Here is a 25,151-nt window from a genome sequence, read left to right on the forward strand (position 1 = left end):
GTCAGGTGCCATACGCTCTTAACACCACTTTAAGAAATCACTTCTAAAGTTTTACCTACATTTAGAACGACTAATTAATTCAATCTGAAATGACCAAAAAACTACTCTTTTTTGCAACCTTCTTTGCAACCCTAACAAGCTTTTCACAAGATTTCAAAATGGACCTCGTTCAAGACCTAAAACCCCGAAACATAGGTCCTGGAGGCATGAGTGGGCGTGTTACCGCTATCGATGCGGTACATTCCAATCCAGATGTGATGTATGTTGGCACGGCATCAGGCGGTATTTGGAAATCGACTTCGGGTGGTATCAAATGGGAACCCATTTTCGATGAAGAGCTAACGGCATCTGTCGGTGCATTAGCGATACAGCAATCTAACCCTTCCGTAATTTGGGTAGGTACAGGTGAGGGTAATCCAAGAAATAGTTTGAACGGTGGTTTCGGTGTTTACAAATCTTTAGACGGCGGTAAAAGCTGGAAAGCTATGGGGCTTACAAAGACCAGGCATATCCATAGAATAAAAATCGACCCAACAGACCCAAATACGGTTTATGTAGGTGCTATCGGATCACCATGGGGTGAACACCCAGAGCGGGGTGTTTATAAAACCACCGATGGTGGCGAGACTTGGCAGAAGATTCTTTTTGTAAACAACAAAACAGGGGTTGCCGATTTGGTCATGGACCCTACCAATCCTAATAAATTGATTGCTGCGATGTGGGAGCACAAACGAGATCCGTGGTTTTTTAAATCAGGAGGAAAAGGCAGCGGACTCTACATGACGCACGACGGAGGAAAAAACTGGAAGAAATTAACCGAAGAAGACGGACTCCCAAAAGGGAATCTAGGACGAATTGGTATTGCCATAGCTCCTGGAAAACCAAATATTGTTTATGCCTTGGTCGAAGCTAAGAAAAATGCGCTTTACAAATCAGAAGACGGAGGATTTAATTGGAAAAAAATCAATGATAAATCGGATATCGGCAATCGGCCGTTTTACTATTCGGAAATCTATGTCGACCCTCAAAATGAGAATCGGGTGTACTCGGTTTTTACCTTTATCAATGTTTCTGAAGATGGTGGTAAAAATTTCAAACAGTTGATGAATGCGTATGGCAATGACGTCACCAATGGGGTACATCCCGACCATCATGCCTTTTGGATACATCCCGAAAATGGACAATTTATTCTCAATGGAAACGATGGCGGCTTTAATATCTCTAAAGACGGGGGTAAATCATGGCGTTTTATTGGCAATATTCCTGTAGCACAATTCTATCATATTGCGACTGACAATGAATTTCCATACAATGTTTATGGTGGTATGCAAGATAACGGTTCGTGGCGCGGACCAGCCTATGTTTGGAAACGACAGGGTATTCGCAACAGCTACTGGCAAGAAATCAGTTTTGGCGACGGTTTTGATGTTGTACCTGATTTAGAAAATTCTCAGTACGGATATACTATGAGCCAGCAAGGTTTTGTGCAACGGTATGACCATATAACCGGAAACAACTATATCGTACGCCCTACCCCACCTGACGCGAAGACCAAACTGCGATTCAATTGGAATGCCGCCATAGGTCAAGACCCTTTTGATACCAGCACCGTTTACTTTGGAAGTCAGTTTGTACATAAAAGCACAAACAAAGGCTTGACTTGGGAAGTCATTTCTCCTGATTTGACCACCAATGACCCTGAAAAACAGAAGCAAAGCGAAAGTGGTGGACTATCAATGGATGCCACAGGAGCAGAAAATCATACGACATTATTGGTTATTGAACCATCTCCTTTGGAAAAAGATATGATGTGGACAGGTTCCGATGATGGTCGTGTACACTATACCCAAAACGGTGGGGAAACTTGGATTGAAGTCACTCAAAATATTAAAGGCTTACCCGCTGGAAGTTGGATTCCGCAAATAAAAGCCTCCAATAAAAACAAAGGTGAAGCGCTGTTAATCGCTAACGATTACCGAAGGTTTAACTACACACCATACGCCTATCGTACGCGAAACTATGGTAAAAGCTGGGAGCGCATTGTAGACGGCAATGATGTACAGAGCTATACGCTATCGATTGTTGAAGATCTTGAAAATGCGAATCTTTTATTCTTAGGAACAGATGACGGATTGTACATTTCTTTCAATGCTGGATCAAACTGGCAAAAGTGGACGGAAGGTTTTCCAACAGTTTCTACGAAGGATTTGGTCATTCACCCTAGGGAACATGATTTGGTCATCGGAACCTTCGGACGTGCCGCTTGGGTAATTGATGATATTCGCCCCCTGCGAGAATTGGCGGCGAACAAGTCTATTTTAAACGCTGATGCAAAAATGTTTACGCCTCCAACGGCCTATCAAGCAGCTATTCAACAACCAACAGGAAGCCGTTTCGGGGGGGATGCCTTATACAACGCGGAAAATCGCAAGCTAGGTGCTATGATTACGTATTATCTCAAAAAAGGGAAGAAAAAAGCAGCTCAACCTGATAAGAAAGAGGACACTGAGAAGAAAGATGAAGCTGATGATAAAGAAGAATTAACCGGAGTACAGAAAAAAGATTCTGTACAGTTTGAGTTTTTAAATGGAGACAAAGTCATACGAACCTTGAAATTCAAAACTCCTGAAAAAGCAGGGTTTCATAGAGTTTATTGGGAAATGGATGAAAAAGGCCCGGATAGGCCTTCGCGCAAAATCAACAAGAACAAAACCGAACGTGGTGGTAGAAGTGTCAAACCAGGAACCTACAAAGTACGAATGAGCTATGGCGAGTTCATAGACGAAACCATGATTACCGTTAAAACCGATCCACGACTGAATGTAGATATGAACGCTATAAATGAAGTCTATGAGGCTTCCAATAAAATTGCAACTATGACGCAAACCGCTGCGGATGCTGTAAAACAATTGGTTGAGAGTAAAAACGTCGCCGATAAGTATGCGAAGGAATTGAAGGAAATGGACAACAAAAAATATAAAGACCATATTAAAGCTTCCAAGGATATCGTAAAAGCGATTGATTCTGTCGTTGCCCTTTACATCGGCAAGGAAGATAAGCGTCAGGGCATTACAAGAAACCCAGAAATCAACGTGATGCAGCGCATCGGAAATGCTGGGTTTTACACAGGAACACGAAAAACAGGGCTGAGTGAAACAGAACGAAATCTTATGAAATATGCGGAAGATGATTTGAAGGATGCCTTGCATAAAACCAATAGCTTCTTCTCCGACCGTTGGAAGAGTTACCGAGCATCTATCGAGGCTTTGGAGGTTTCACCATTTAAAGAGACACAAGCTTTTAGTCTGGAGTAAAAAACTGCTTTCAGTTCGCGCCGATTCGAGACCAGATTCAACCATTTCTCGACTACGCTCGAAGTGAAGGTTTACTAACAATCAATTTAAAAATAAACATCATGAAACAACTCGTAGTACTATGCACAATTGCCCTAATCTGGGGCTGCAAGGAGGAGAAACCCTCAGAACCCAGTATAGCTGAAACCATGAAAACGTATACCATCGAACAGATGATGGATAATGAGGCCATTGGTGGGGGTAGCTTTTCTCCCGATAAATCAAAAATGCTGATTTCAAGCAACCGTTCAGGAATTTACAATATGTATACGGTACCCACTTCGGGAGGCGAAATGATGCCCGTTACCCAATCGGATAGTTCGTCGGTATTCGGAATCTCTTATTTTCCAAAAGATGAGCGAATGCTTTTCAGAATGGATGGAAACGGTGATGAAATCTATCACATCTATTTACGTGATACCGATGGGAGTCATAAAGATTTAACCCCTGATGAAGGAAAACGAGCGAGTTTTTATGGGTGGTCTGATGACAAAAAGAGCTTTTACTATACCTCCAATAAGAGAGATGAACGTTTCACTGACCTTTATGAAATGGATTTGGAAAGCTTTACTCCTAAATTGGTATACCAAAACAATGACGGCTATTTTTTAGGTGGCCTCTCAGATGATAAGAAATATTTACCCCTAATAAAGCCTATCAACACCAACGATTCTGATTTGTACCTCTATGGCATGGAAGACAAGTCATTGGCCAAGATCAATACCAATCAAAGCGGGAATAGTCCCCAAGATTTTGCCCCAGATGGCAAGTCGTTTTACTACACCTCCGATGATGGAAATGAATTTTCGCAATTGATGAGGTACAATATGGCCGATAAAACGAGTGAACAAGTGATGACCAAGAGCTGGGATATTTTTGCCTCTTTTTTTACCGAAAATGGCACCTATCAGGTCACTTATATCAACGAAGATGCTAAAAACAGCATTGAGGTGCTGGATGTTGCTAGCGGGAAAAATATCGATCTCCCTTCTTTTGACGGAATGGATATCACTAATGTTGGCTTTTCGGATGATGAGAAATTAATGCGTTTCTACGCTGGCGGTTCACATACCCCGTCAAACCTGTATATCTACAATTTAGAATCCAAAGAACAAACAAAATTAACTGATGTGTTAAACAATGAGATTCAAGCACAGGATATGGTCAATGCAGAAGTCATTCGATACAAATCTTTCGACGGCTTGGAGATTCCGGCGATTTACTACAAACCACATCAAGCATCGGCTGAAACGAAAGTTCCTGCGATGGTTTGGGTACATGGTGGGCCAGGCGGGCAGTCACGTCAAAATTTTAGTTCTTTAATTCAATACATGGTGAACCATGGGTATGCCGTACTCGCGGTAAATAACAGGGGTAGTAGTGGATATGGAAAAACATTCTACAAAATGGATGATCTGAATCATGGTGATAAAGATCTCAAGGATTGTGTGGAGGGTAAGAATTGGTTGGCTCAACAACCCGAAATTGATCCGGAAAAAATTGGAATTATAGGTGGCTCCTATGGTGGTTATATGACCATGGCAGCCTTGACTTTTACCCCAGAAGAATTTGATGTAGGGGTCAACCTTTTTGGCGTTACCAATTGGATTCGTACGCTGCGTAGTATTCCGCCGTGGTGGGAAGCACAAAAAGAGGCCCTGTACTTAGAGCTGGGTGACCCGAACAGTGCCGATTCGGTTCGCTTGAGGGAAATTTCTCCGCTATTCCACACCGAGAAAGTAACCAAACCTTTGATCGTCTTACAAGGTTCAAAAGACCCGCGTGTGCTTCAGGTAGAGTCTGATGAGATTGTCGCTGGGGTTCGCAAAAATGGTGTTCCGGTAGAGTATGTATTGTTCGAGGACGAAGGGCATGGCTTTGTAAAAAAAGAAAACCAAATCAAAGCTTATAGTGAAGCCTTGAAGTTTTTAGATATCCATTTGAAGGGAGACAAAGGTATTCCCATTGAAGATGGAGATTCTATGAAAATGAAACCAGACGCTTAAGACCTTGGAAAAGAGCAAATAGAATATGGGAGATAGTGGTCTCCCCTATTCTGTTTGCTCTTCGCTTAAATCAAATCTAACATAGTTTATGAAAAAAACACTTTCACTGCTTGCCCTATTTTTTACGATTTCGACTTTTGCACAACAAATCGGCGATGACAAATTAGGCTCATGGCACATGTATTTTGGCACCAATACCATCTCTGAAAAAGTCAGCTTGCATACCGAGGCGCAAATGCGCTATTACGAAAACGGTAAAAATTTCAACCAGTTACTTTTGCGCACTGGAATCAATTATCATATTAACCCCAATGCCATTGCCACTTTTGGATACGGTTTTATTGAGACCGATGTCACTTTTGAAGAGTTAGGAGATTTGGCTAACCTCACCGAGCATCGCATTTTTGAACAGTTCATTTTAAAAAATACCGTGGGTCAATTTAAGTTTGAACATCGATATCGGTTAGAACAGCGATTTATAAGTTTTACAGACCGCAATGAAACCCAAAATCGTGCTCGCTATCGTCTGCAGGTAACTTTGCCATTAACGGATATCTTTTTTCTGAACTTCTACGACGAAATCTTTTTAAACTTGCAAGATAACGTCTATGGTCAAAATCGTTTGTACGGTGCCTTGGGCCTAAATGTAACTGAAAACCTAAGTGTTCAAATTGGCTATTTAAAAAACCATTTCCCGACTGCAAATTTTGACCGTTTGCAGATAGGAGTGTTCTACAATCCCGACTTAAGAGGGGTGTTCAAGAAAAAGGAGTGATTCAGTTGTACTAGCTGTTGGCATATTTCTTGTATTTTTTTAATTCTTAAAAGAACAATTAATGAACTTACAAAAAGTCAAGTTTCAAAATAAGGATGGTCAAAATTTGGTCGGAAGACTCGAGCTCCCAGTAAATCAACATCCACACAACTATGTCCTTTTTGCACATTGTTTTACCTGTACTAAAAATTTATCTGCAGTAAAAAATATCGGAAAAGCTTTGACGGCCAAAGGTTTCGGAGTCCTCCGTTTTGATTTTACAGGACTTGGAGAAAGCGAAGGTGATTTTGCAGACACCAATTTTTCAGGTAATGTGGAAGACCTCATAGCAGCAGCCGATTATCTGAAAGAAAACCACGAGGGCCCTACCCTTTTGGTAGGCCATTCATTAGGCGGGGCAGCGGTAATCTTTGCGGCTGCTAAAATGGAAACCGTAAAAGCTGTCGCAACCATCGGAGCACCTTCAAACCCTAGTCATGTGCAGCATTTACTCCGAAGTGATATAGCTGAAATTAAAGCTTCAGGAAAGGCTGTTGTGAATTTAAGTGGGCGTGATTTTACCATTAAAAAGCAGTTTTTAGATGATCTTGAGACCAAAGCTCTTCCCGAAGTTGCGCATAACTTGCGCAAAGCGTTGTTGGTGATGCATTCACCTCAAGATACTACGGTAGGAATCAAAAACGCAGAAGAAATCTATCTGGCGGCACGTCATCCTAAAAGTTTTGTCTCCTTAGACGGAGCAGATCATTTGTTAATGCAAAAAAAAGATTCGATGTACGCTGGAGAAGTTATCGCGGGTTGGGCACAACGTTATGTAAACCTACCAACCGAATCTGAACTGCGTTCCAAACATCAAGTTGTGGCAAGTCTTGATGGTGATGATGGTTTTACTACAGCCATGAAAGTGGGTAACCATTACATGACCGCTGATGAACCGACTTCTTTTGGAGGTAATGATTTCGGTCCCTCTCCCTATGAATTGGTTTCGGCTGGTTTATCAGCTTGTACTGCGATGACGGTGCAAATGTATGTGCGACGCAAAGGGTGGCCCCTAGTTAACATTGAAGTACACACCTCCTACTCCAAATCTCATGCCGAGGATTGTAATAATACTGAATCAGATACCGCTAAAATCGATACCTTCCATAGAGAAATAAAACTCACTGGCAATTTAGACCAAAAGCAAATCGCACGTATATTGCAAATAGCGGATAAATGTCCTGTGCATAAAACCCTGCACAGCGAGACTCAGGTGATTACTAGATTAATTGATTCGTTCGATTGACATCAACATTTATAATCTTCTTTTAAAAACTGAAAAAAAGAAACTTGTTAAAAAGCAAACCCTTCGAAATCGCTATTACTGGAAACTACTATTCCTTATTGCTTCCGGAAGATATCATTCGTCCTTTTTTAAACAAGAATCTGAAAAGGGTAAAAGTGAAGGCAACTTTTGAAAATAAGGTACTTGATTTTCATGGCGCTATCCAAAAAAGGAATGGTAAGCACTATATGATGTTCGGCAAACGCTATCAAAAGGAACTAGGTGTTTTTCCGAATGATTACTTTCAACTACAGTTCTTTGAAGACAATAGCAAGTACGGCGTTGCAATGCCAGAGGAATTAGATGCTGTTTTGCTTAGCGACTACGAGGCTTTTAAAATCTTTGAGTCCTTTACCAGTGGTAAACAACGAGGAATCATTTATATGATCGCGAGATACAAGAATTCCCAAACCCGCATCGACAAGTCTATTTTGGTTTGTGAAAATTTGAAAAGAGGTATTCGACATAACCCTGATTTGTTAAAATCATTTTGAATGTGGTTGACTTCACTTCAATTATTGCGTAACTTTCGTAGCTACTAACAAACAGATTCCTTCCCGATAGCTATCGGGGTCTGGGGAATGAAACTAAAAAGACACATTTATGAAAACAATAAAATTAACGGCAATGGGGCTTTTGATAGTAGCTTCATACAACTGTAAAGAGGTCAAAAAAGAGGCAGATAAGGCTACCGACACTATGGAAGAGGCTGCCGATGATATGACGGAAGCAGCAAAAGAAGTAACAGAAGAAGTAAACACCATCAAATTTTTGATGGCACCCAAAAGCGATAGCAATGTAAAAGGCACCGTTACGTTTACCGAGACCGGTGGACAAGTGAATATGGTGGCAATGTTATCAGGTCTTTCCGCGGGAGAGCATGCCATCCATATTCATGACAAAGCCGATTGTTCATCAGCCGATGGGAAATCTACCGGAGGTCATTGGAACCCTACCAACACCCCACATGGTAAATGGGGTGCTGACGAAGGATATCACAAGGGCGATATCGGTAACTTTACAGCCAATGCAGATGGCTTGGCAACGGTTGAATTTTCGACTGAAGAATGGTGTATTGGATGTGACGATGAAACGAAAAATATTTTGGGAAAGGGCGTTATTGTACACCAAGGGGTTGATGACTTCACCTCACAACCTAGTGGTGCCGCCGGGGCTCGTGTAAGTTGCGCGGGTATTATCGAATAAAAAGTCTGTAAATTTAAGTAAGCAAAAAGCCGTCCTTTGTGGACGGCTTTTTATATTTTAGTACCGCTCTCATCGAATGTATGGACTTAGATAAACTCGTACTAGATTTTCAAAAAAAAGACGTTAGCGCGTTTGAGAAACTATACGCCATGTATGCTGAAAATATTTGTGGTGTTATCAACACTATTGTGCGAGATGAAGGCTTAGCTCAAGAAATCTGTCAAGATGTTTTTGTAAAAATCTGGAACAGATCAGATTCCTATACTAATTCCAAAGGTCGTTTTTTTACTTGGATTCTAAATATTGCGCGCAACGCTGCTATCGACCAAGTGCGCTCAAAATCGTATAAACAGGAAAAAAAGAACCTATCGGCAGATTACTTCGTAGGTATTTTAAATAAAGCCGATGAAACCGACCATGACATTGACAAGGAAAGCCTTAAGAAGTTGGTAAAAAATTTAAAAGCAAAATGTATTGAATTAATTGAAATGCTGTATTTTAATGGGCTTACCCAAAAAGAAGCAGCAGAGGAACTCAACATTCCGATAGGAACGGTGAAAACTAGAAACAGAAGCTGTATCTCGCAATTGCGTGATAACATGAAGCTGTAATATGGATGTAAAAGAATACATAGCGTCAGGAATCTTAGAGCTCTACGTAGCCGGAATACTTTCAGAGAAAGAAAATCTTGAAGTACATACGCTTGCTATGGAACATCCTGAAATTCAATCGGAAATAGAACAGATCGAAGCTTCCATTTTGGCGTTAACCAAAACCACCTCACCTGGATTGTCTTCCGATTTTGATGCCCTAAAGGAAAAGCTTAAAACAAACGAGGTGAATGAAGTGATATCGCTTCCCAAGCCCACTTTGAATTGGAAGTCTTATACGGGCTGGGCTGCTGCTGCTGTATTTGCAATCGGTCTCTTCTGGATGTATGATCAAAACCAAGATCTCGAACTACAAGTTGTAGAAACACAAAAGGAAAACCAGCAATTAGAACAACAAATTGTGGAGTCAAATACCTCAATAGAAAAAGCACAAGATCTTTTAAGCACTATTCGAGACAAAAATATTTCAGTGACCACACTGGCGGGCCAAGCGGTATCGCCAACCTCATATGCCAAAGCGTACTGGAATAAAGAGAAAAAACAGGTATTTATCGACGCCCAAGGTTTGCCCGAACCTCCTGACGGTTTTGTGTATCAGGTCTGGTCTTTAAAATTGAATCCCTTGACTCCAACCAGTTTGGGGCTTCTTGATGATTTTGCAACAGATGAAAACAAAGTCTTCGCGCTCAACAATTCTTATGCCTCGGAAGCTTTCGGAATAACACTTGAACCAGCCGGTGGCAGTTTATCTCCGAACTTGGAACAATTGTATACCCTCGGCGCCGTTTCAGACTCCTAGACAAGGGCAGCGTCAACCACATCAAATTGTTCGGATGCTTTACAGTTTAATTTAGATATACTGACAAACCGTTAATACGTATGTTGGCTGTAGCTTACTTCAAAGGCATACACTAAAACCCCAAGCATGTCGATACATGCAAGGGGTTAACAAAAAACAAAATCAGAGAACTGTTTTATAAGGTCGACAACTGATAACTAAAAGAGGGACCCATTTCAAAATCAGCGCTATCTAATTCTTCTTTTAAACGTTGTACCGCATTTTTTAAGCCCTTGGCTTTGTAAATTTCCGCAAGGTGAAACAAGGCTTTTGGTTCGTATGTTTTACCTTCAACAAAGGTGGATACTAGGTCGTATGCCTTGCTTAAATTCCCATTCTTAAAATAGGCATATGCCAACAAATCATAAGTCTCAGGGGTAGCTCTATTCTTCACTTCCTGTTCTGCCAAGCGAATCGCCTTTTTGTACTCGTTGGTATGTTCTAAATAGAATGCAATGGCGTGTGAGTCATACATCGGCCCATACGCCAAATCTTGGATTTCGTTGTAAAATGAGTCAAGTGCCGCATTTTTCATTTCGCCCTCATTTAAATAAGAGGCGATTTCGGCTCTTAAAATATGATAGTCAGGAGCTTTATTGACCTCGGTGACGGCATCCAAGATGCGCAATGCTTCTTTGGCATTTTTTTCATGAGAAAATACGATCCAAGCAATTCCCTTTTTGGCATATGCGTTATGGCTATCTATTTCCAAGGCTTTTAGAAAGTGCTGATAAGATTCTTCTATTCTTCCTGCATGTCCGTAGAAATCAGCCAAATTTGTATACGTCCATAATTTTAAGTTTCTATTATTAGCACTTTCGGATTTTTTCCTTGCTTTTTCCAAATAACGAATTGCCACTTCTAAGTTACCTTTATAATCATTCCATTTGGCAGCGCGGATAAGATAGTCGAACTCGGCATGATTTCGAATGCGGTCTAAATATGTCTTAGCAGTATCATAATGCCCCAATTCCATATGAATATCAAAAAGTAAGCCTTGCGAAGCCTGTAGTCCGCTACCTAATGTATGTGCTTTTTCAGCCCATTGCAATGCCTCCTTAAACCGGTGTTGCGAAATATAGTTACGAGCAAGCGCCCTGTAATATCCTGATTTACCAACAGCGGCTATTTCCGTCGCCTTCAGTAGTGATTTCTCTGCTTTTTTTAGGTATAAAATATCTCCTGTTTCTTTAAAAAATCGAGTATACTCGCTGGCAACATTTCCAAAACTCATTAATTGTAGGCTATCGGATTTGATCTTTGAATTCCACAACTCGAAGTATTTAGAAGTTGTTTTAACGGGTGGCGAATTCAGATAGGCATTGTAATCGTTTGGAGCAGTGACTTGAACCCTTTCTTTGGAAGAGCAGGAACACAATAGGGATAGTAAAATAATTGATATTGCTGTTTTCATGGTTTTGTTTTTTATGTTAAAAATTAGGGAGGAAAGCAGCGTTTCCTCCCTGTCTCTCTATCTCATAGCAATTTGAGATTACTCCGGATTGCTCAAGTATGGAAAAGTTGAGCTGATATCTGCCGTAAGACCCACTCCATCAGACGTCAATCTCGGTAAGTCTTGTATTCCATCATCATCTACATCTTGTCCACTAAAACGTTCGCCTTCCATACCTCCAAACAAAAGAATTAAAGAAACATCGATGATATCATCACCCGGAGTTCTACCGGTTAATGCAACTTCGTCACCGTCTGGAACCAGTATGCGTCCGTCATTATCGGCGTCAGCCCCTGGATTGAAATAGGTGGTAGGAGCATTTGGAGCAACATCTAAAGCGTCGGCTGCCAAAACTGTTGTTAGGGTTAGTGCATCTAATCCTAAAATGTTGTTTTCATAATTTACATCAGCCGGATCTAATCCCAATAAAGAGGCATAGACGTCGTGATACTGCTCTAACCTTGCCTCGAAACCTGGCTGAAAAATCGATACCATTTCGGAGGGTATCGTCACATTATGTGCATCCTTTACACTTGGTTGCCCATCCATATCAAAACTTAATACTGTATTGATACCAGGCCTACCCATATGATCTATTTGGGCATAAGTTCCCGAAAAGTCAATAGACATCATCTCAGGTTCGCAGGCATTGCACGAACCACCGCAGTCGACCCCGGTCTCGTCGCCATTCATTATTCCGTCAGAACAGCTTGCCATGGCAATGGGTTCAATAGGATCTGTGTCATCGTTGGAGCAAGAGGCAAAAAAAAGGATTGCTGCGAAAAAAACAAAGGCTGTATTTATAGCATTTAATTTCATAAGTCTTATTTTTTAATATTTGTATTTATTGCTTTTTATTTGTGGTTACCCATGTTTTATATACTGGTATGCCAAGGGCGTTGGTGGAAGTTGGACTACCCAACATGGTGTTGGGAATTTCTATGGCAATGGATAAGGTATTGGCTCCATCAAAAGTATCTTGTGCTTCACCTGCAGGTTTGAAACCTTCAGGTGCCAAACCACCAATCACCGCATTGAACTGGAAAAAATCAAAGAAAAACGGATCTTGACGAGGGCCAGCAAAAAGTTTCACCCCGGCATCAGTAGTTTCGGTGATAGCATCGGTAGTAGAAATTTCTACATCACCTAGGGCTGCATCTGTTAAAATAGTACTCTCCAAGCCCGATTGCATTGGGGCAACGGGACCAAAGAAATACATTCTACCGTCTCTGGGTATCGCTTGTATCACCAAATCTTCGATTAGGTCACCATCAGTGTCGATGTTAATTTCCATAAGTACATCTTCATCAAAAGTGCCGTATGCCAAATCGGGCAAAACATTCGATTGAAGATCTACGATAAATACTGTGTTGTCGGAACCTTCAGTGGGCTCGAATGCAAAAAAATCAGCGATATCTGCACTGGTACCCATAGAAGATGGAGCATCGATATGATCTGCTGCAATTAATAAAACACCGAAAATACCTAGTACCCCGAGTGTTAAGAACTGTTTTGTTTTTTTCATTTTTACTAGTTTTTAAGATTAAAATCACCCCTACCTACGAGATAAGGTGCGGGGGGTTTGTTTTAAAATGTTAAAAAAAAGTTAAATGAAAACTTGATGAGAATAAAGGGCAGATTGATCGTATGCTGATGAGCTGACTGCTTGTTTCCTTGTATTGCATTGTATAATTGGCTACCAAGCTTACGATATGTATTTTTACTACTTAGAAAGTTATCATTAGAAAAGCTATGAAAGCCATCGGATTTAAGCAATCACTACCTATATCGAACCCGCAAAGTTTTATTGAATTCCAAACTGAAAAACCTACTCCCAAGGGACACGATCTTTTAGTGAAAATTGCAGCAATTTCGGTTAATCCTGTCGATTATAAAATAAGGCAAAGAGTAGCCAAGGATACGGTTTTAGATACTCCAAAAATCATTGGTTGGGATGCCTCCGGTACCGTGGAAGCTGTTGGTGACCAGACCTCGCGGTTTAAGGTGGGTGATCAAGTCTATTATGCCGGAGACCTTACGCGTAATGGCTGCAATTCAGAATATCAACTAATCGACGAGCGCATTGTAGGTATGAAGCCCAAAAGCCTAACCGACGCAGAAGCTGCTGTTATGCCTCTTACGACACTAACCGCTTGGGAATCACTTTTTGATCGTATTAAAATTGATCCACAAAAAGACAAGGGAAAAACGGTTTTGATTTTGGCGGGTGCTGGCGGTGTCGGTTCAATTGCCATTCAATTAGCAAAAAAAATGGCAGATCTCACCGTGATTGCGACGGCATCACGACCTGAATCTGCGAATTGGTGCAAATATTTGGGTGCCGATTTCGTGGTAAATCATTATGAGCTGAAGGCAGAGCTAGCAAAGATTGGGCACGCTGAAGTAAACTATATTCTAGACTTTGTAGATTTGGAAGGCTATTGGGAAATGGCAGCAGAAATCATAAAACCGCAAGGGCATATTGTTTCCATTACCGGAAGCAATTCTCCCTTAAACTTGAATGTCTTGAAAAATAAAAGTGTGACATTCTCATATGAATTCATGTATACTAGATCAATGTTCACAACAGAAGATATCGAAAAACAACATCAGATTCTTAATCAGGTGGCTGACATGCTAGATGCTGGAAGCTTAAAAACCACCTTAACTACTTCCCTAGATGGGTTTACGGTTGACAATCTCAAGAAAGCACATGCAATGCAAGAATCTGGAAGAACAATAGGCAAAACAGCCATTCAATTTTAAACCCATATTTTTTAAATAAGATCTGCATTCCCCTATGCAGTTGTTGAAGCTCGATAATTACCGGGAGAAATCCCCACTTGCCTTTTAAAATATTTGACAAAATAGGAAGCATCGTCAAACCCTAATCGAAAGGCGATTTCACTTATTTGCAGCGTAGTAAATCGCAACATTCGTTTTGCTTCCAAAACGATACGTTCAGCAATGAGTTGCGACGGTAATTTGCCAACATGGCTTTTGGTAATCATCGCAAGTGTTTTCGAGGAAATATGCAAGGCCTCTGCGTAGGATTGAACCGAGTGGTTTTTAGTGAAGTTTTCCTCTAACAAATCTTTGAACTTATAGCATTGCAATTCATATTGATTCGTAAGTTGAATAGTTTTCCCCGGCATTTTTCTATGGACACGCTCCATATTAATCAAGAAAGATTTTAGCAAATATCGAATAACATCTTCAGCACCAAAGCTGTCGCGTTTGCTTAATTCATACTTTATGAGGGAAATATAATGCTCACTTGTTTTTATTGTTCCTTTGTCAATTGAATAGCAGGGATTTTGAGGTGAATTAAACAAGTTATACTTTAAGAATATATCTACATCAGAATGCATAAAAAAGCTTTCGTTAAAATGAATCAGCCAGCCCTTGGTCTCTAGATTGTCATCAAACGCATGTATTTGATCTTTAGTAATAAAAAGAACCATATTCTCTTTAATGTCGAAGCTTTTAAAATCTACTATATGCGTTCCTCCCGCTTCAAAAAACCAGATAATTTGATAGAACGTATGTGAATGTGGGGCAGCCGCTTTACTCCCACTTCTTTTTCTATAGTCTTTTAAGTCATACACCTCGAACTGTAACTTTTCGGGATGTGCTTTGTGCAAATGATATTGCTCTATTTTTTGCTTCGGAAGTCTCATATCAAATTCTTGGGGCTTAGTCGTAATTATCTTACTTTCTCTAAGATTTTCTTGACGGCTAGAATTCCACTGTAAATTGCTCCATCCATATACCCACCAGATAGTGGTGAAGTCTCTGCACCGGAAAACACTAAACGACCATTCATATAGGTTCGTTCAAAAACTGGATTTCCGTAAGACGGACTCATATAGACTGACTTTATTGTCTCGCAGGAAGTATTCCAGTCTTGCGACCAGTCCTTTTCTTCATAACTCAAATACCCTTCGATTTCTTTTCCAAGATATTTTACCAAGTAATCCAAAATACGTTGCTTTCGCTGTTCAGGGGAGTAATCGCGAAGACCTTCATTTACAAAGCCCATTAAAGCATACCTAGAATCTTCAGCATTACTATGGTCATAAAGTTCCGTAACAGCACCTACTTGTCCGATTATGGTACCCGATAAGTTTTTATCTCGCCAGAAAGGCGTTTTAAAAGTAATACCTACCTTAATGGCATTACTCATCCACGTATGTGTACCCTGCATGGCCCGAATTACAACTTCCGATAGTTCTGGTTGAAATTCAATGCGAGTGGCTATTTTAGGTGGTACGGTTACAATTACCTTTTCGGCAGAAAAAATGCCTTTGTTGGTTTGAATCGAAAGCGTGTTACCAATCTCGGTAATTGCGGAGGCAACCGTTTGCAACCGAATTTTGTTGACCAAGGGTTCGGCCAAGGCCTGAATTAATGCGGAAGAACTTCCCGTAATACGATAAGCTGATGGCGCATTCGGGTCACTCTCAAAATAATGCTCAGGAGCCATGGTGCTGTACACTAGTACACTTTTTCCCTTACTAAACTGGTTAAATCTAGAAACACCCAGCTCATCCAATAAATTCAGAACATTTTGATGATGCGTTTGGAACCAAGTAGCACCTAAATCTATAGCATCGTTCGTGTAAATACGGCCTCCTAAGCGATTTCGCGATTCTAACAGTACGAAATCAGTCTCAGCAGCTTTTTTCAATTGATACGCAGCTGTGAGTCCGGATAAACCGGCTCCAATGATTATATATTTTGAGAAATTTTCGCTCATTTGGTTTTAGTCACAGCTGCAAAAATACCCATTCTTTGATGGATTTAGTTTCTTCCTGACATTACCCCACCATCGGTATCCCAAATAGCACCGGTAACCCATGATGCTTGATCAGATAATAAGAAAGTAATTGTATTGGCCACATCTTCTGGTTTTCCATACCTCCCGATAGGGTGAAAACCATGGAAGCCTTGCAATGCTTCATGCGCCTCTTCTTTTCCACCAAAAACACCGTCATAAACTGGAGTTTCAACAACAGCCGGAGATACTGCATTCACACGAATTTTATAATCCGCCAATTCCATTGCCAAGTGTTGTGTTAACGAGTGCAATCCTGCCTTTTGCATTGAATATGCAGAAGATGGTGTTGCTTTTACGGCTTGTTTTGCCCACATAGAGCCTACATTAACAATTGCTCCACCTTCTGTAGATGCCATTTTCTTCGCAGCTGTTTGCGTAATAAAAAAGAACCCTTTATTCAAATTCATATACGAATCATAGTCTGCAACACTGTGATCTAAAAAAGGTTTGGGGCCAAAAATTCCTGATGCATTTACCAAATAATCTAAGTTATCCCATCCATTTATAGTATTGTTTAAGACACTTATTTCTTTGCTATTGGTAATGTCAACGCTATGCGCAACTAAATTTCCAGAAGCTGAGTTTACAAATGCCTTCAACTTCTCGTTGTTAGTGCCAACAACATGTACTTCAACTCCTTTATTCAATAAATTCTCTGCGGTGGCCTTACCGATACCACTGCTTCCTCCTATAATTAACGCCCTTTTACTCATATTCTATTATTTTAAAAATGAGACACAAAGGTATTTTTAGTACATATCTTCTTGTAGTCAAAAAAAGAAAATGAATGGTAATTTTCGGAAAGTAGCGATCTATTAGTTTATTTGGCAGAAATACACCCTCCTTGTAAATTTCTAGAAGTGCTCCGAGATTCTTTCTCTGGGAGACTTGGATTATAGAAGGCTAACGAACACCAAATTTGATGGTCTTTAGTTGCCATAGATATGAGGACAGAAATACTGTTGTTATTAGTAGGACACTATACTTTAAGAAAACACGATAATTCTGGGCGTACTAAACAACTTCACACCTTTACAGATTCGAATATTTTATCAGCACTTCCCTTGGAAAGTGGTTTATCAAAATACCCTCGAACCAATGGATGCGACTTGGCAAGATCTCGGTCTTTACTTTTCGCAAAAGCCGAAATAATATAGACACTGACTTTATCTTCCCAACCGACTAACTTTTGGATTTCTCTTAAGAATTCCCAGCCGTCCATTTCGGGCATAACCAAATCTAGAAGAATTATTTGTGGTATGCCATCACCTATCTTGATGCACTCTTTTAAGTTTTGAAGACTTTCGGAAGCATTATCGAAGCTCTTTACACTCGATGCATTATTTGCCTGTCGAATACAATATTCAGTAGCAAATTGCGATACTAGGTCATCATCTATTATCCAAACGGTTGGGGTCATATTTTTGCCTAAAATTCGTTTGGCAAGGTACTGAATGTTCGCCCGAAATACCAAAAAAAGTGAATTCCATATCTTTATACTAATAAATTAAATATCATTGAGAGAAAAATAGATCATATTGTATACGTAGTTTCTGACCTACTAAAAGCTATGGACGCTATAGAACACCAACTTGGTGTTAGACCTATCTTTGGTGGCTACCACAAAACATTCGGAACAAAAAATGCTCTTGTAAATTTGAATAATCAAGTGTATCTCGAATTACTGGCTGCCGATGATACGAATTTGGAAATCGCGCGGCCTCGATGGATGGGGGTGGATTTACGAACCAAAAATCAAATCACCCGTTGGGCTTTAAAATCGCATTCACTCAAAAAGGATACTGAGATTTTAAAAAAATACAATTGCGAAATGGTGGAAATCAGAAAGGGCTCACGCACTACCGAAGATGGTTCTTTATTGCAATGGAACCTACTTATGCCGCTGGCTTCTCCAGAGGTCGAGCTCGTTCCTTTTTTGTTAGACTGGGGCCACAGCACAAAACATCCTTCAACTATCTTACCTGATATGGGTTGTGAACTGATAACATTGTACGGTACGCATCCAAACCCCAAAGTATTCACAGCTACCTTTGAAACGCTTGGGTATGCGTTTGCCATCAAACAGTCGAACGAGGTCGCCCTAAAAGCAGTGATTAATAGTCCCAACGGAATAGTCGAAATTTAAGTTTTAACCGCTATTCGTGTCGTAACTCCTTCCCAATTGATACATTTGTATACCAAGATGCACACCAATCCTATACCATGCTAAAACTCTTTTCCCTCAAGAAAACTATTATAGGTTTCTTTATCATCTTGGGTACCGTTTCTTGTTTCCTACTATTGAACTTAAAGTTTTCATTCGACTTTAGCCAGTTTTTCCCCGAAGGCGATGAAGATTTAATTTTTTATCAAGAGTTCATTCAAGACTTTGGTACCGATGACAATTTCCTTTTGGTGGCGGTTGAGCGTGAAGGTTCAGTTTTTAATACAGGCTTTTTAAATGAATTCCATCAGGTTTCTCTAGATGCGAAACATTTTCCGTACGTAACACAAAACCAATCGCTAACAACGCTTTTCTACCCTATAAAATCTCCTTTGGGATATACTAGGCTCCCTATTATTCGTCGCAATGATAGTACCAAGTTCGACAAGGATTGGAAAAAAATTCAAGAGGATGATTTGTTTATCAATTCGCTTATTGATGCAAAAGCCACTTCATTGGTTCTTGCCCTTGAAACTGAAGATGGAATTGATTACCAACAGAGTACGGAGTTGTTGGCGGCGGTTCGTGATAGACTGGCCAAAGCCGGATTCCAAAATTATCATCTGCTGGGGAGAGCTTTCTTCTACGAAGCCTTGATCGATATGCAGAAACGAGAACTCATTGTTACTACCATAGCCTCGTCATTGTTGATTTTTCTAATTCTGTTCTTAGTATATCGCCGTGTTGCGGTAATCGCAATATCGTTGTTTTCAATTCTTCTTGCTTTACTATTGTTTATGGGGGTGTTATCTCTTTTGAGAATTGAACTTACAGTACTAGCCGCCTTCTACCCTATTTTGCTTCTTATTGTAGGTACTTCCGACGTAATTCATATTATGGATGATTACCTGGGCAAACTCAAAAAGGGACTTGAAAAGGAAATGGCCATGCGCTTAACTTTAAAAGAGGTAGGTGTTTCCACCCTGTTGACTTCGGTAACTACAGCCATTGGTTTTGCTTCACTATTAACTTCAAAATCAACCAGTGTCAGCGGTTTCGGCATGAATTCAGCAATAGGAGTGCTGACGGCATTCGTAACTATTATTTTCTTTACCTGTGCCCTATTGTTGTTAGTTGATAAGAAATACTTGCTACCCAAAAAGGAAAACCCACATATCTGGTCAAAACGATTGCTCGCCACCAATACATTTACCAAGAGACATCCGAGAAGCATCTTAATTGGTAGTTTTATTTTTGGCCTATTCTGCATATTTGGAATAACCAAGATCAATACCAACTATCAGATAAAAAATAGTTTTCCGATCAATAGCCAGATTGCCAATGATTTTGAATTTTTCCAACAGCACTATGCAGGCTTTAGACCTCTTGAAGTTGCTGTTATCACTAAAGGAACTCATAAAGTGACTGATTTTACAGTCGCACAAGAGATAGAAAATGTAGTGCAAAAAATGAAATCGTTTCCCGAGATTCGAAATGTGCAGTCGGCAAATGCACTTTTTAAGGGATTGAACAAGGCCAATAATCTAAACAAGTCGGCCTACTTTGTATTACCGAAAACCGAAAGGGAGTTTCTGAGTTACCGCAAAGACATAAACAAATTAGCAAAAAGACAGTTTGAAAAATTCGTAAACCCTGATGAAACTAAATCTAGAATTACATCAAAAGTTCTTGATGTCGGACTAGATAGTATTACAAGGGTGTACGATGATCTAAATACTTTTTTAACTACACAAACTGATACGACTCAGGTGCAATTTCGACTTACCGGCACCGGCATTCTATTGGATAAAAATTCGTTTTATGTACGCGAAAGTTTGGTTAACGGCTTGTTGATGGGCGCTTTGCTAGTAGCTATACTAATGGTTTTTCTTTTTAAAAATCTAAAACTATTGTTTATTTCCTTTTTGCCAAATATACTCCCAATACTCTTTGCCGGAGGCTTATTGGGTATGTTGAATATTCCTCTTGAGGCTACCATATCGGTGGTATTCGCTATCGTTTTTGGAATAACCGTAGATGATACCATTCATTTCTTGGGCAGGTACAAAGTAAGTAGGGCGAACGGACTCACCAAAGAGGAAGCATTGGAAATAACCTTTGCAGAAACCGGAAGAGCCCTGGTGATTACGACCCTGGCCTTATTCTTTGGATTTATGGTGCTACTATTCTCTATACATGCACCTAGTATGACCATTGGGTTATTGGTAAGTGTTACCTTGTTGGCTGCGCTGGTTCTAGACCTTTTATTGTTGCCAGTACTAATTCGGAAACTACTTTAAAAATAGTTTCCGAATTAGAAAAGCCAAATCAAACAAATACTTGAAATACTATTTTTTAGGTTTCAAACTTCTTTGCAGCTCTCTCTTGGCTGCAAAAATTCTCAAGAAAAAAAATAGCATAACTGAAATCCATAAGAAGAATAAAAAATACTCCATAAGTCGGGGTTTTTAAGGATTATTTTAGTAATCTAAATATACTCTGTAATACTTGGGGCATTGCAGAACGCTAAAATTAGTCATTAAACATAATGAATACCCTATGAATTTCCTACAGAATATTGAGATAAGTTGCTTTTTTATAAGAAACCTCGACAAATATTCGACGAACTACATTACCACCCCTGTATTAACCTCATAAAAACAGGGGTTTATCTTTGTTTTATAGTATTTACAAAACCACTGTAATCTGACGAAAACTTAAGAATAGATGTCTCATATACCCTATTTTACTTTATTTTTGGCTTTCTGAATAACCATATCTATGAACCCATCGGCATCAGGCTGGATCAATAAATTTGGAGAAATTGTAAGCACTGTCAACCTTGCTTATGGAAATTTTCAAGGTATCTATGGCGAACTAAAAAAAACCGGCTTCGTTTATGGTGTAAATACTAAGGTTCCAAGAGGTATAGAACCTGAACATCTACTTTCGGAAGACGAAAAAGCCAAAATCAACTTGCTCTCCGCGCTCTATAGAACCTACTCTCTCGATGCAAAAAGCAGTGATTTTAAAGTATTCTTAGATAAGATCTTTCAATTCTATCAAGATCTAGGTCTAGGTGACATCTCTTTTTTTAATAAAATACTAACCGGAGGCAAAACCTCAGCGCAACTCGAAAAGCTTATTGATTCTAGGGTATACTTGGCTGATAATCTCATTAGCAAAACCTTCAATAGCATTATTACGAATTCACTTTTGTTTGTTGACGTACTTACCTTTAAGCGGTATTTACATCAACCGAAGGGCATTCGTAAACACGCGCAAAACCTAGAATACATTGCTATTAATATTACATACCATGCGCTGAGCTCAAGAGAAAAGACGAAGAATGATGTAAGGCTTGCCCAGTTATTTGAAGCGTCTTTAACTTTTATCGATACCGAAAAAGAACGCTTTGATGGTTCGTATCGTGATAAGCTAATGAATAACTTTTCTCAATGGGAGAATCAGTATTTTTTAGATATGGCCTGTTTGACTGTTTGGGAAGACCATTCTCTGGAATATCAAGAATCGGAGTTTATTTTTGGAATTGGAAAAGATTTGGGTTTCGATCAAAAACAAATTGCCCGCTCACTTGAAGAAATAACTTCCTTCTTTGATCAAAATGCCGAAACTATTCCTTTTCTCAATAATAAGAACCTTGCCATACAGTTTTACGATAGTATGTCTAAAATTGTAAACAAACTAATCTTGCGAAATAGCAAGCGTTTACAAAAAGAACTTTCAGAAAGTAAGGAGCTGGTTACACTCATATCAAAATCTACGGTCCGAGATTTAACCAACGAGGAAAAGAGGAAGGTACAGAATCAGCTGATCGATATTTTTAAAACAATTCCCTCGCTGGCCATATTCATCCTTCCCGGTGGTGCAGTTTTACTTCCAATTTTTATCAAGTTGATTCCAAAATTATTGCCTTCCTCATTTGATGATAACCGAGTGAAGTAGGTTGCAGGCAAGTAAAGCGAATTAATCTTTGAAGTAGCTGCAAAGCACACAACTACCTACTTTCTACAGTAACAATTGCTTAATTCATTCGTCTTTATAGCATGAAGAAGCCATACCAACACAGATTAACGAACTTAATTTTTAGTTTACTCCTTGCATTTATTTCGTTGCAAAAGACGGCTGCACAAGGCACTGAAACCCAAAGGAAGATTGACTCACTATTACACAACTTACATAAATCAGGAGATTTTAATGGTACGGCCTTAGTAGTTAAAGGAGAGCATACAGTCTATGAAAGAAGTTTTGGTTACAGTAATGGTGTAGAAAAAGACTTCTTAAAAACATCAGATAAATTTGGTATCGGTTCAATCTACAAAGAACTTCCGGCAATCGCGATTATGTTGTTGCAAGAAAAAGGACTCCTTAGCATTGAAGATGCTATTTCAGAATACCTACCCACACTGCCTGACTGGTCAAAGACCATAACCATCAAAAACTTATTTCAGTATACCAGTGGCCTGCCTAAAGTAAATTGGGGGAAACATAAGCTTATATCAGATGCAGCGCTTCTCCATGATCTTACAACGCTTAAGACACTACAATTCAAGCCCAATACAGGCTACCTCTATAGTAATTACAATCCTTTCTTGCTTGCTCAAATCGTGCAAAACGTAAGTGGGAAAAGCTTTGCCAACTATATTAAAGAAAAGGTATTAAAGCCTGTTGGGCTCACCCACAGTGGTTTCAATACGGTTTTTCCATATGAAAAAAGAAATGGGATGGCGATGCCCTTTAATGATGATTTTGAAGAAGACAGCATACCCTTCGAAATTAAATCCCCACTATTTCTCTTTACGACCTCCGCCTACGATCTATACAAGCTTAATCATGAGCTACATAATTTCAATATCATTAGCGAAAATTCCTTGAAAACAATTTCTCAAATCACCTCCTTAGATTTTGACAACAAACAATCTCCTCTTGGCGAAGTTGAAATTTTCGATGGTAAAATAATTAAACATGCACATCATGGTTCAAGCGGAAATTACGAATGTCTGGTTCTGAAAGATGTAAAACATGATTTGACCATCGTTCTACTGACGAATCGAAAAAAAAGAAATGTACATGAAATTTCTGATGAAATTGGAAGAATGATTTTATGAAATTAGTGCGCAACTTTGCTGGCACTTGAGGTTTTTCTTGAACGCAAAAATCCACACTAAAATGTCACCTATCACCGTGAATTATTAAAGGGTATTTAGTATCTTTAAAAAGCACGCTTTTTTTCTAAAAATAACACCTATTAGCACAAAAAAATCAGTATAAGAAAAATCTATTGCAATATTTAAAATGCTTTAAATCAGATTTTTAATTATAATCACTCTAACCATAACTTAAAGTCTCTTACTCTTTCCCTACTGACAATGATTTCTTGCTCTGAAAAGTGATTTACCTTAATTTGCAGACGTGAATTCGTGTACGAAATGATGTCTTTGATATGGTTGATATTGATGTAGAATTTTCGACTTACCCGAAAGAAAATTTTAGGCTCCAATTCGGTTTCCAAATGCTCTAAAGTGGTATCTAATAAATAATTTCTACCGTCTGAAGTTGCGGCATAGGTTCCTTTATTTTCGCTGTAAAAACATTCTACCTCATCAGCATTTATAATTTTTAGGTGTTGGCCCACCTTAACCGTAAATCGTTTTTTATACTCCCGCTCTACAGGGTTGACCAACAACTTTTTGATATCGTTAAAATCTAACGCCAATTTTTGTGGTTCAGCATTTAAAGCTTTGTATTTTTTAACCGCGCTTTCCAATTCTTCGTCGTCGATGGGTTTAAGAAGATAATCTATGCTGTTTAGTTTGAAGGCTTGCAGCGCATACTCATCATAGGCAGTGGTGAAGACAATAGCGCTCTTTACTTCAACCACATCGAAGATTTCGAAGGAGAGCCCATCAGAGAGCTGAATATCTAAGAAAATCAAATCAGGATGCTCATTAGTTCCAAACCAATTAATCGATTCTTCAACCGAGTGCAGCATTACCGACACTTGAACATCCAATTCTTCTAATAGCCTTGACAACCTTCTAGCCGCCGGTTTTTCGTCTTCAATTATAATTACGTTCATAGGTTTCTTTCAGTATTTTCTATAGTACTTATTCATATTTCCTTGCTGCATCCTTCTGCATGATTTTTTCCACTTGACGGTCCTCCCATTTTTTTATTAAATCGTGAAGATCACCAAAAACAACAATAGCATGAATCACTAGAACTCCAAGCCAAATATAAACATTGATATCAACCCAATGCATAAGTCTAGAATCACCCAATGCCTCTTTACCAAAAATAGCCATCATCGTTTTATTTTTCAATAGCAATAGCGCACCATTGATAAGAATAAAGACAGCTAAATGATTGTAAAAGCTTTTTAATCGCTGTACTTTTTGTTTCGCTTGTTGCAGCTTAGTATGTTTTCTATTTTCCATAATCTAATTATTCCTATTTTTTCAGATTCCTTTGGTCTTCGTGCACCTATTCGGGTATTTGCTTTGTTTACAAATCATCATTCAAACAAAATACGATTGGGCGGTGAAAAGTCAAATTGCTAC

General features: G+C 39.4%; 22 protein-coding genes. 13 read left to right on the forward strand and 9 right to left on the reverse strand.

Going from position 1 to position 25,151, the window contains the following annotated elements; genetic code table 11:
* Nucleotides 1-158 precede the first annotated feature (158 nt).
* The 8 genes from ABJN95_RS14555 (at nucleotide 159) to ABJN95_RS14590 (ending at nucleotide 10,074) form a co-directional block, all read left to right on the forward strand.
* Nucleotides 159-3,314 carry a hypothetical protein gene (locus ABJN95_RS14555; protein WP_348371755.1) on the forward strand — a complete coding sequence of 1,052 codons (3,156 nt, stop codon included), beginning with the start codon at nucleotides 159-161 and terminating at the stop codon, nucleotides 3,312-3,314.
* A gap of 101 nt (nucleotides 3,315-3,415) precedes the next feature.
* Entirely contained in the window at nucleotides 3,416-5,359 is a 1,944-nt protein-coding gene (locus ABJN95_RS14560) for a S9 family peptidase (protein ID WP_348371245.1), read from the forward strand.
* Nucleotides 5,360-5,447: 88 nt separating this feature from the next.
* Nucleotides 5,448-6,134, forward strand: coding sequence for a DUF2490 domain-containing protein (locus ABJN95_RS14565; protein WP_348371246.1), 687 nt, complete (start codon nucleotides 5,448-5,450; stop codon nucleotides 6,132-6,134).
* A 61-nt stretch (nucleotides 6,135-6,195) separates the two neighbouring features.
* Entirely contained in the window at nucleotides 6,196-7,419 is a 1,224-nt protein-coding gene (locus ABJN95_RS14570) for a bifunctional alpha/beta hydrolase/OsmC family protein (RefSeq protein WP_348371248.1), read from the forward strand.
* A gap of 44 nt (nucleotides 7,420-7,463) precedes the next feature.
* Nucleotides 7,464-7,952 (forward strand): YdeI/OmpD-associated family protein, encoded by a 489-nt coding sequence (locus ABJN95_RS14575; RefSeq protein WP_348371249.1) that lies wholly within the window; start codon nucleotides 7,464-7,466, stop codon nucleotides 7,950-7,952.
* A 109-nt stretch (nucleotides 7,953-8,061) separates the two neighbouring features.
* Entirely contained in the window at nucleotides 8,062-8,664 is a 603-nt protein-coding gene (locus tag ABJN95_RS14580) for a superoxide dismutase family protein (RefSeq protein ID WP_348371251.1), read from the forward strand.
* An 80-nt stretch (nucleotides 8,665-8,744) separates the two neighbouring features.
* A complete protein-coding gene (locus ABJN95_RS14585) occupies nucleotides 8,745-9,275 on the forward strand; it encodes a sigma-70 family RNA polymerase sigma factor (protein ID WP_348371253.1) in 531 nt (176 codons plus the stop codon).
* 1 nt (nucleotide 9,276) lies between these two features.
* Nucleotides 9,277-10,074, forward strand: a complete 798-nt coding sequence (locus tag ABJN95_RS14590) for an anti-sigma factor (RefSeq protein ID WP_348371254.1) — start codon at nucleotides 9,277-9,279, stop codon at nucleotides 10,072-10,074.
* A gap of 175 nt (nucleotides 10,075-10,249) precedes the next feature.
* On the opposite strand, the gene ABJN95_RS14595 is transcribed toward ABJN95_RS14590, so the two are convergent.
* From ABJN95_RS14595 to ABJN95_RS14605, 3 genes are all read right to left on the reverse strand, one after another.
* Entirely contained in the window at nucleotides 10,250-11,527 is a 1,278-nt protein-coding gene (locus tag ABJN95_RS14595; RefSeq protein WP_348371256.1) for a hypothetical protein, read from the reverse strand.
* A 78-nt stretch (nucleotides 11,528-11,605) separates the two neighbouring features.
* Nucleotides 11,606-12,385, reverse strand: a complete 780-nt coding sequence (locus ABJN95_RS14600; RefSeq protein ID WP_348371257.1) for a hypothetical protein — start codon at nucleotides 12,383-12,385, stop codon at nucleotides 11,606-11,608.
* Nucleotides 12,386-12,410: 25 nt separating this feature from the next.
* On the reverse strand, nucleotides 12,411-13,091 hold the full coding sequence (locus ABJN95_RS14605; RefSeq protein ID WP_348371259.1) for a DUF4331 family protein: 681 nt from the start codon (nucleotides 13,089-13,091) through the stop codon (nucleotides 12,411-12,413).
* Nucleotides 13,092-13,318: 227 nt separating this feature from the next.
* Here ABJN95_RS14605 and ABJN95_RS14610 point away from each other — a divergent pair, with 227 nt between their 5' ends.
* Nucleotides 13,319-14,332 carry a zinc-binding alcohol dehydrogenase family protein gene (locus tag ABJN95_RS14610; protein WP_348371260.1) on the forward strand — a complete coding sequence of 338 codons (1,014 nt, stop codon included), beginning with the start codon at nucleotides 13,319-13,321 and terminating at the stop codon, nucleotides 14,330-14,332.
* A gap of 32 nt (nucleotides 14,333-14,364) precedes the next feature.
* Here the strand turns inward: ABJN95_RS14610 and ABJN95_RS14615 are convergent, their stop codons facing one another.
* The 4 genes from ABJN95_RS14615 to ABJN95_RS14630 form a co-directional block, all read right to left on the reverse strand.
* Nucleotides 14,365-15,246 carry a helix-turn-helix transcriptional regulator gene (locus tag ABJN95_RS14615; RefSeq protein ID WP_348371262.1) on the reverse strand — a complete coding sequence of 294 codons (882 nt, stop codon included), beginning with the start codon at nucleotides 15,244-15,246 and terminating at the stop codon, nucleotides 14,365-14,367.
* A gap of 26 nt (nucleotides 15,247-15,272) precedes the next feature.
* Nucleotides 15,273-16,325 (reverse strand): NAD(P)/FAD-dependent oxidoreductase, encoded by a 1,053-nt coding sequence (locus ABJN95_RS14620; protein WP_348371264.1) that lies wholly within the window; start codon nucleotides 16,323-16,325, stop codon nucleotides 15,273-15,275.
* 44 nt (nucleotides 16,326-16,369) lie between these two features.
* Entirely contained in the window at nucleotides 16,370-17,119 is a 750-nt protein-coding gene (locus ABJN95_RS14625) for an SDR family oxidoreductase (protein ID WP_348371266.1), read from the reverse strand.
* Nucleotides 17,120-17,430: 311 nt separating this feature from the next.
* A complete protein-coding gene (locus ABJN95_RS14630) occupies nucleotides 17,431-17,826 on the reverse strand; it encodes a response regulator (RefSeq protein ID WP_348371268.1) in 396 nt (131 codons plus the stop codon).
* A gap of 117 nt (nucleotides 17,827-17,943) precedes the next feature.
* Between ABJN95_RS14630 and ABJN95_RS14635 the strand changes: the two genes are divergently transcribed.
* The 4 genes from ABJN95_RS14635 (at nucleotide 17,944) to ABJN95_RS14650 (ending at nucleotide 23,699) form a co-directional block, all read left to right on the forward strand.
* Complete coding sequence (locus tag ABJN95_RS14635; RefSeq protein ID WP_348371757.1) at nucleotides 17,944-18,552, forward strand: VOC family protein; 609 nt, start codon at nucleotides 17,944-17,946, stop codon at nucleotides 18,550-18,552.
* A gap of 77 nt (nucleotides 18,553-18,629) precedes the next feature.
* Nucleotides 18,630-20,870, forward strand: a complete 2,241-nt coding sequence (locus ABJN95_RS14640) for an MMPL family transporter (protein ID WP_348371270.1) — start codon at nucleotides 18,630-18,632, stop codon at nucleotides 20,868-20,870.
* 481 nt (nucleotides 20,871-21,351) lie between these two features.
* A complete protein-coding gene (locus ABJN95_RS14645) occupies nucleotides 21,352-22,536 on the forward strand; it encodes an LETM1-related biofilm-associated protein (RefSeq protein ID WP_348371271.1) in 1,185 nt (394 codons plus the stop codon).
* Nucleotides 22,537-22,637: 101 nt separating this feature from the next.
* Nucleotides 22,638-23,699, forward strand: a complete 1,062-nt coding sequence (locus tag ABJN95_RS14650) for a serine hydrolase domain-containing protein (protein WP_348371273.1) — start codon at nucleotides 22,638-22,640, stop codon at nucleotides 23,697-23,699.
* Between the two features lie 215 nt (nucleotides 23,700-23,914).
* Here the strand turns inward: ABJN95_RS14650 and ABJN95_RS14655 are convergent, their stop codons facing one another.
* Nucleotides 23,915-24,670: a LytTR family DNA-binding domain-containing protein gene (locus ABJN95_RS14655; protein ID WP_348371274.1), complete on the reverse strand. Its 756-nt coding sequence runs from the start codon at nucleotides 24,668-24,670 to the stop codon at nucleotides 23,915-23,917.
* Between the two features lie 28 nt (nucleotides 24,671-24,698).
* Nucleotides 24,699-25,028 carry a 2TM domain-containing protein gene (locus tag ABJN95_RS14660; protein WP_348371276.1) on the reverse strand — a complete coding sequence of 110 codons (330 nt, stop codon included), beginning with the start codon at nucleotides 25,026-25,028 and terminating at the stop codon, nucleotides 24,699-24,701.
* Nucleotides 25,029-25,151 lie beyond the last annotated feature (123 nt).

It is taken from the genome of Maribacter sp. (assembly GCF_039974175.1).
GTDB lineage: Bacteria > Bacteroidota > Bacteroidia > Flavobacteriales > Flavobacteriaceae > Maribacter_C.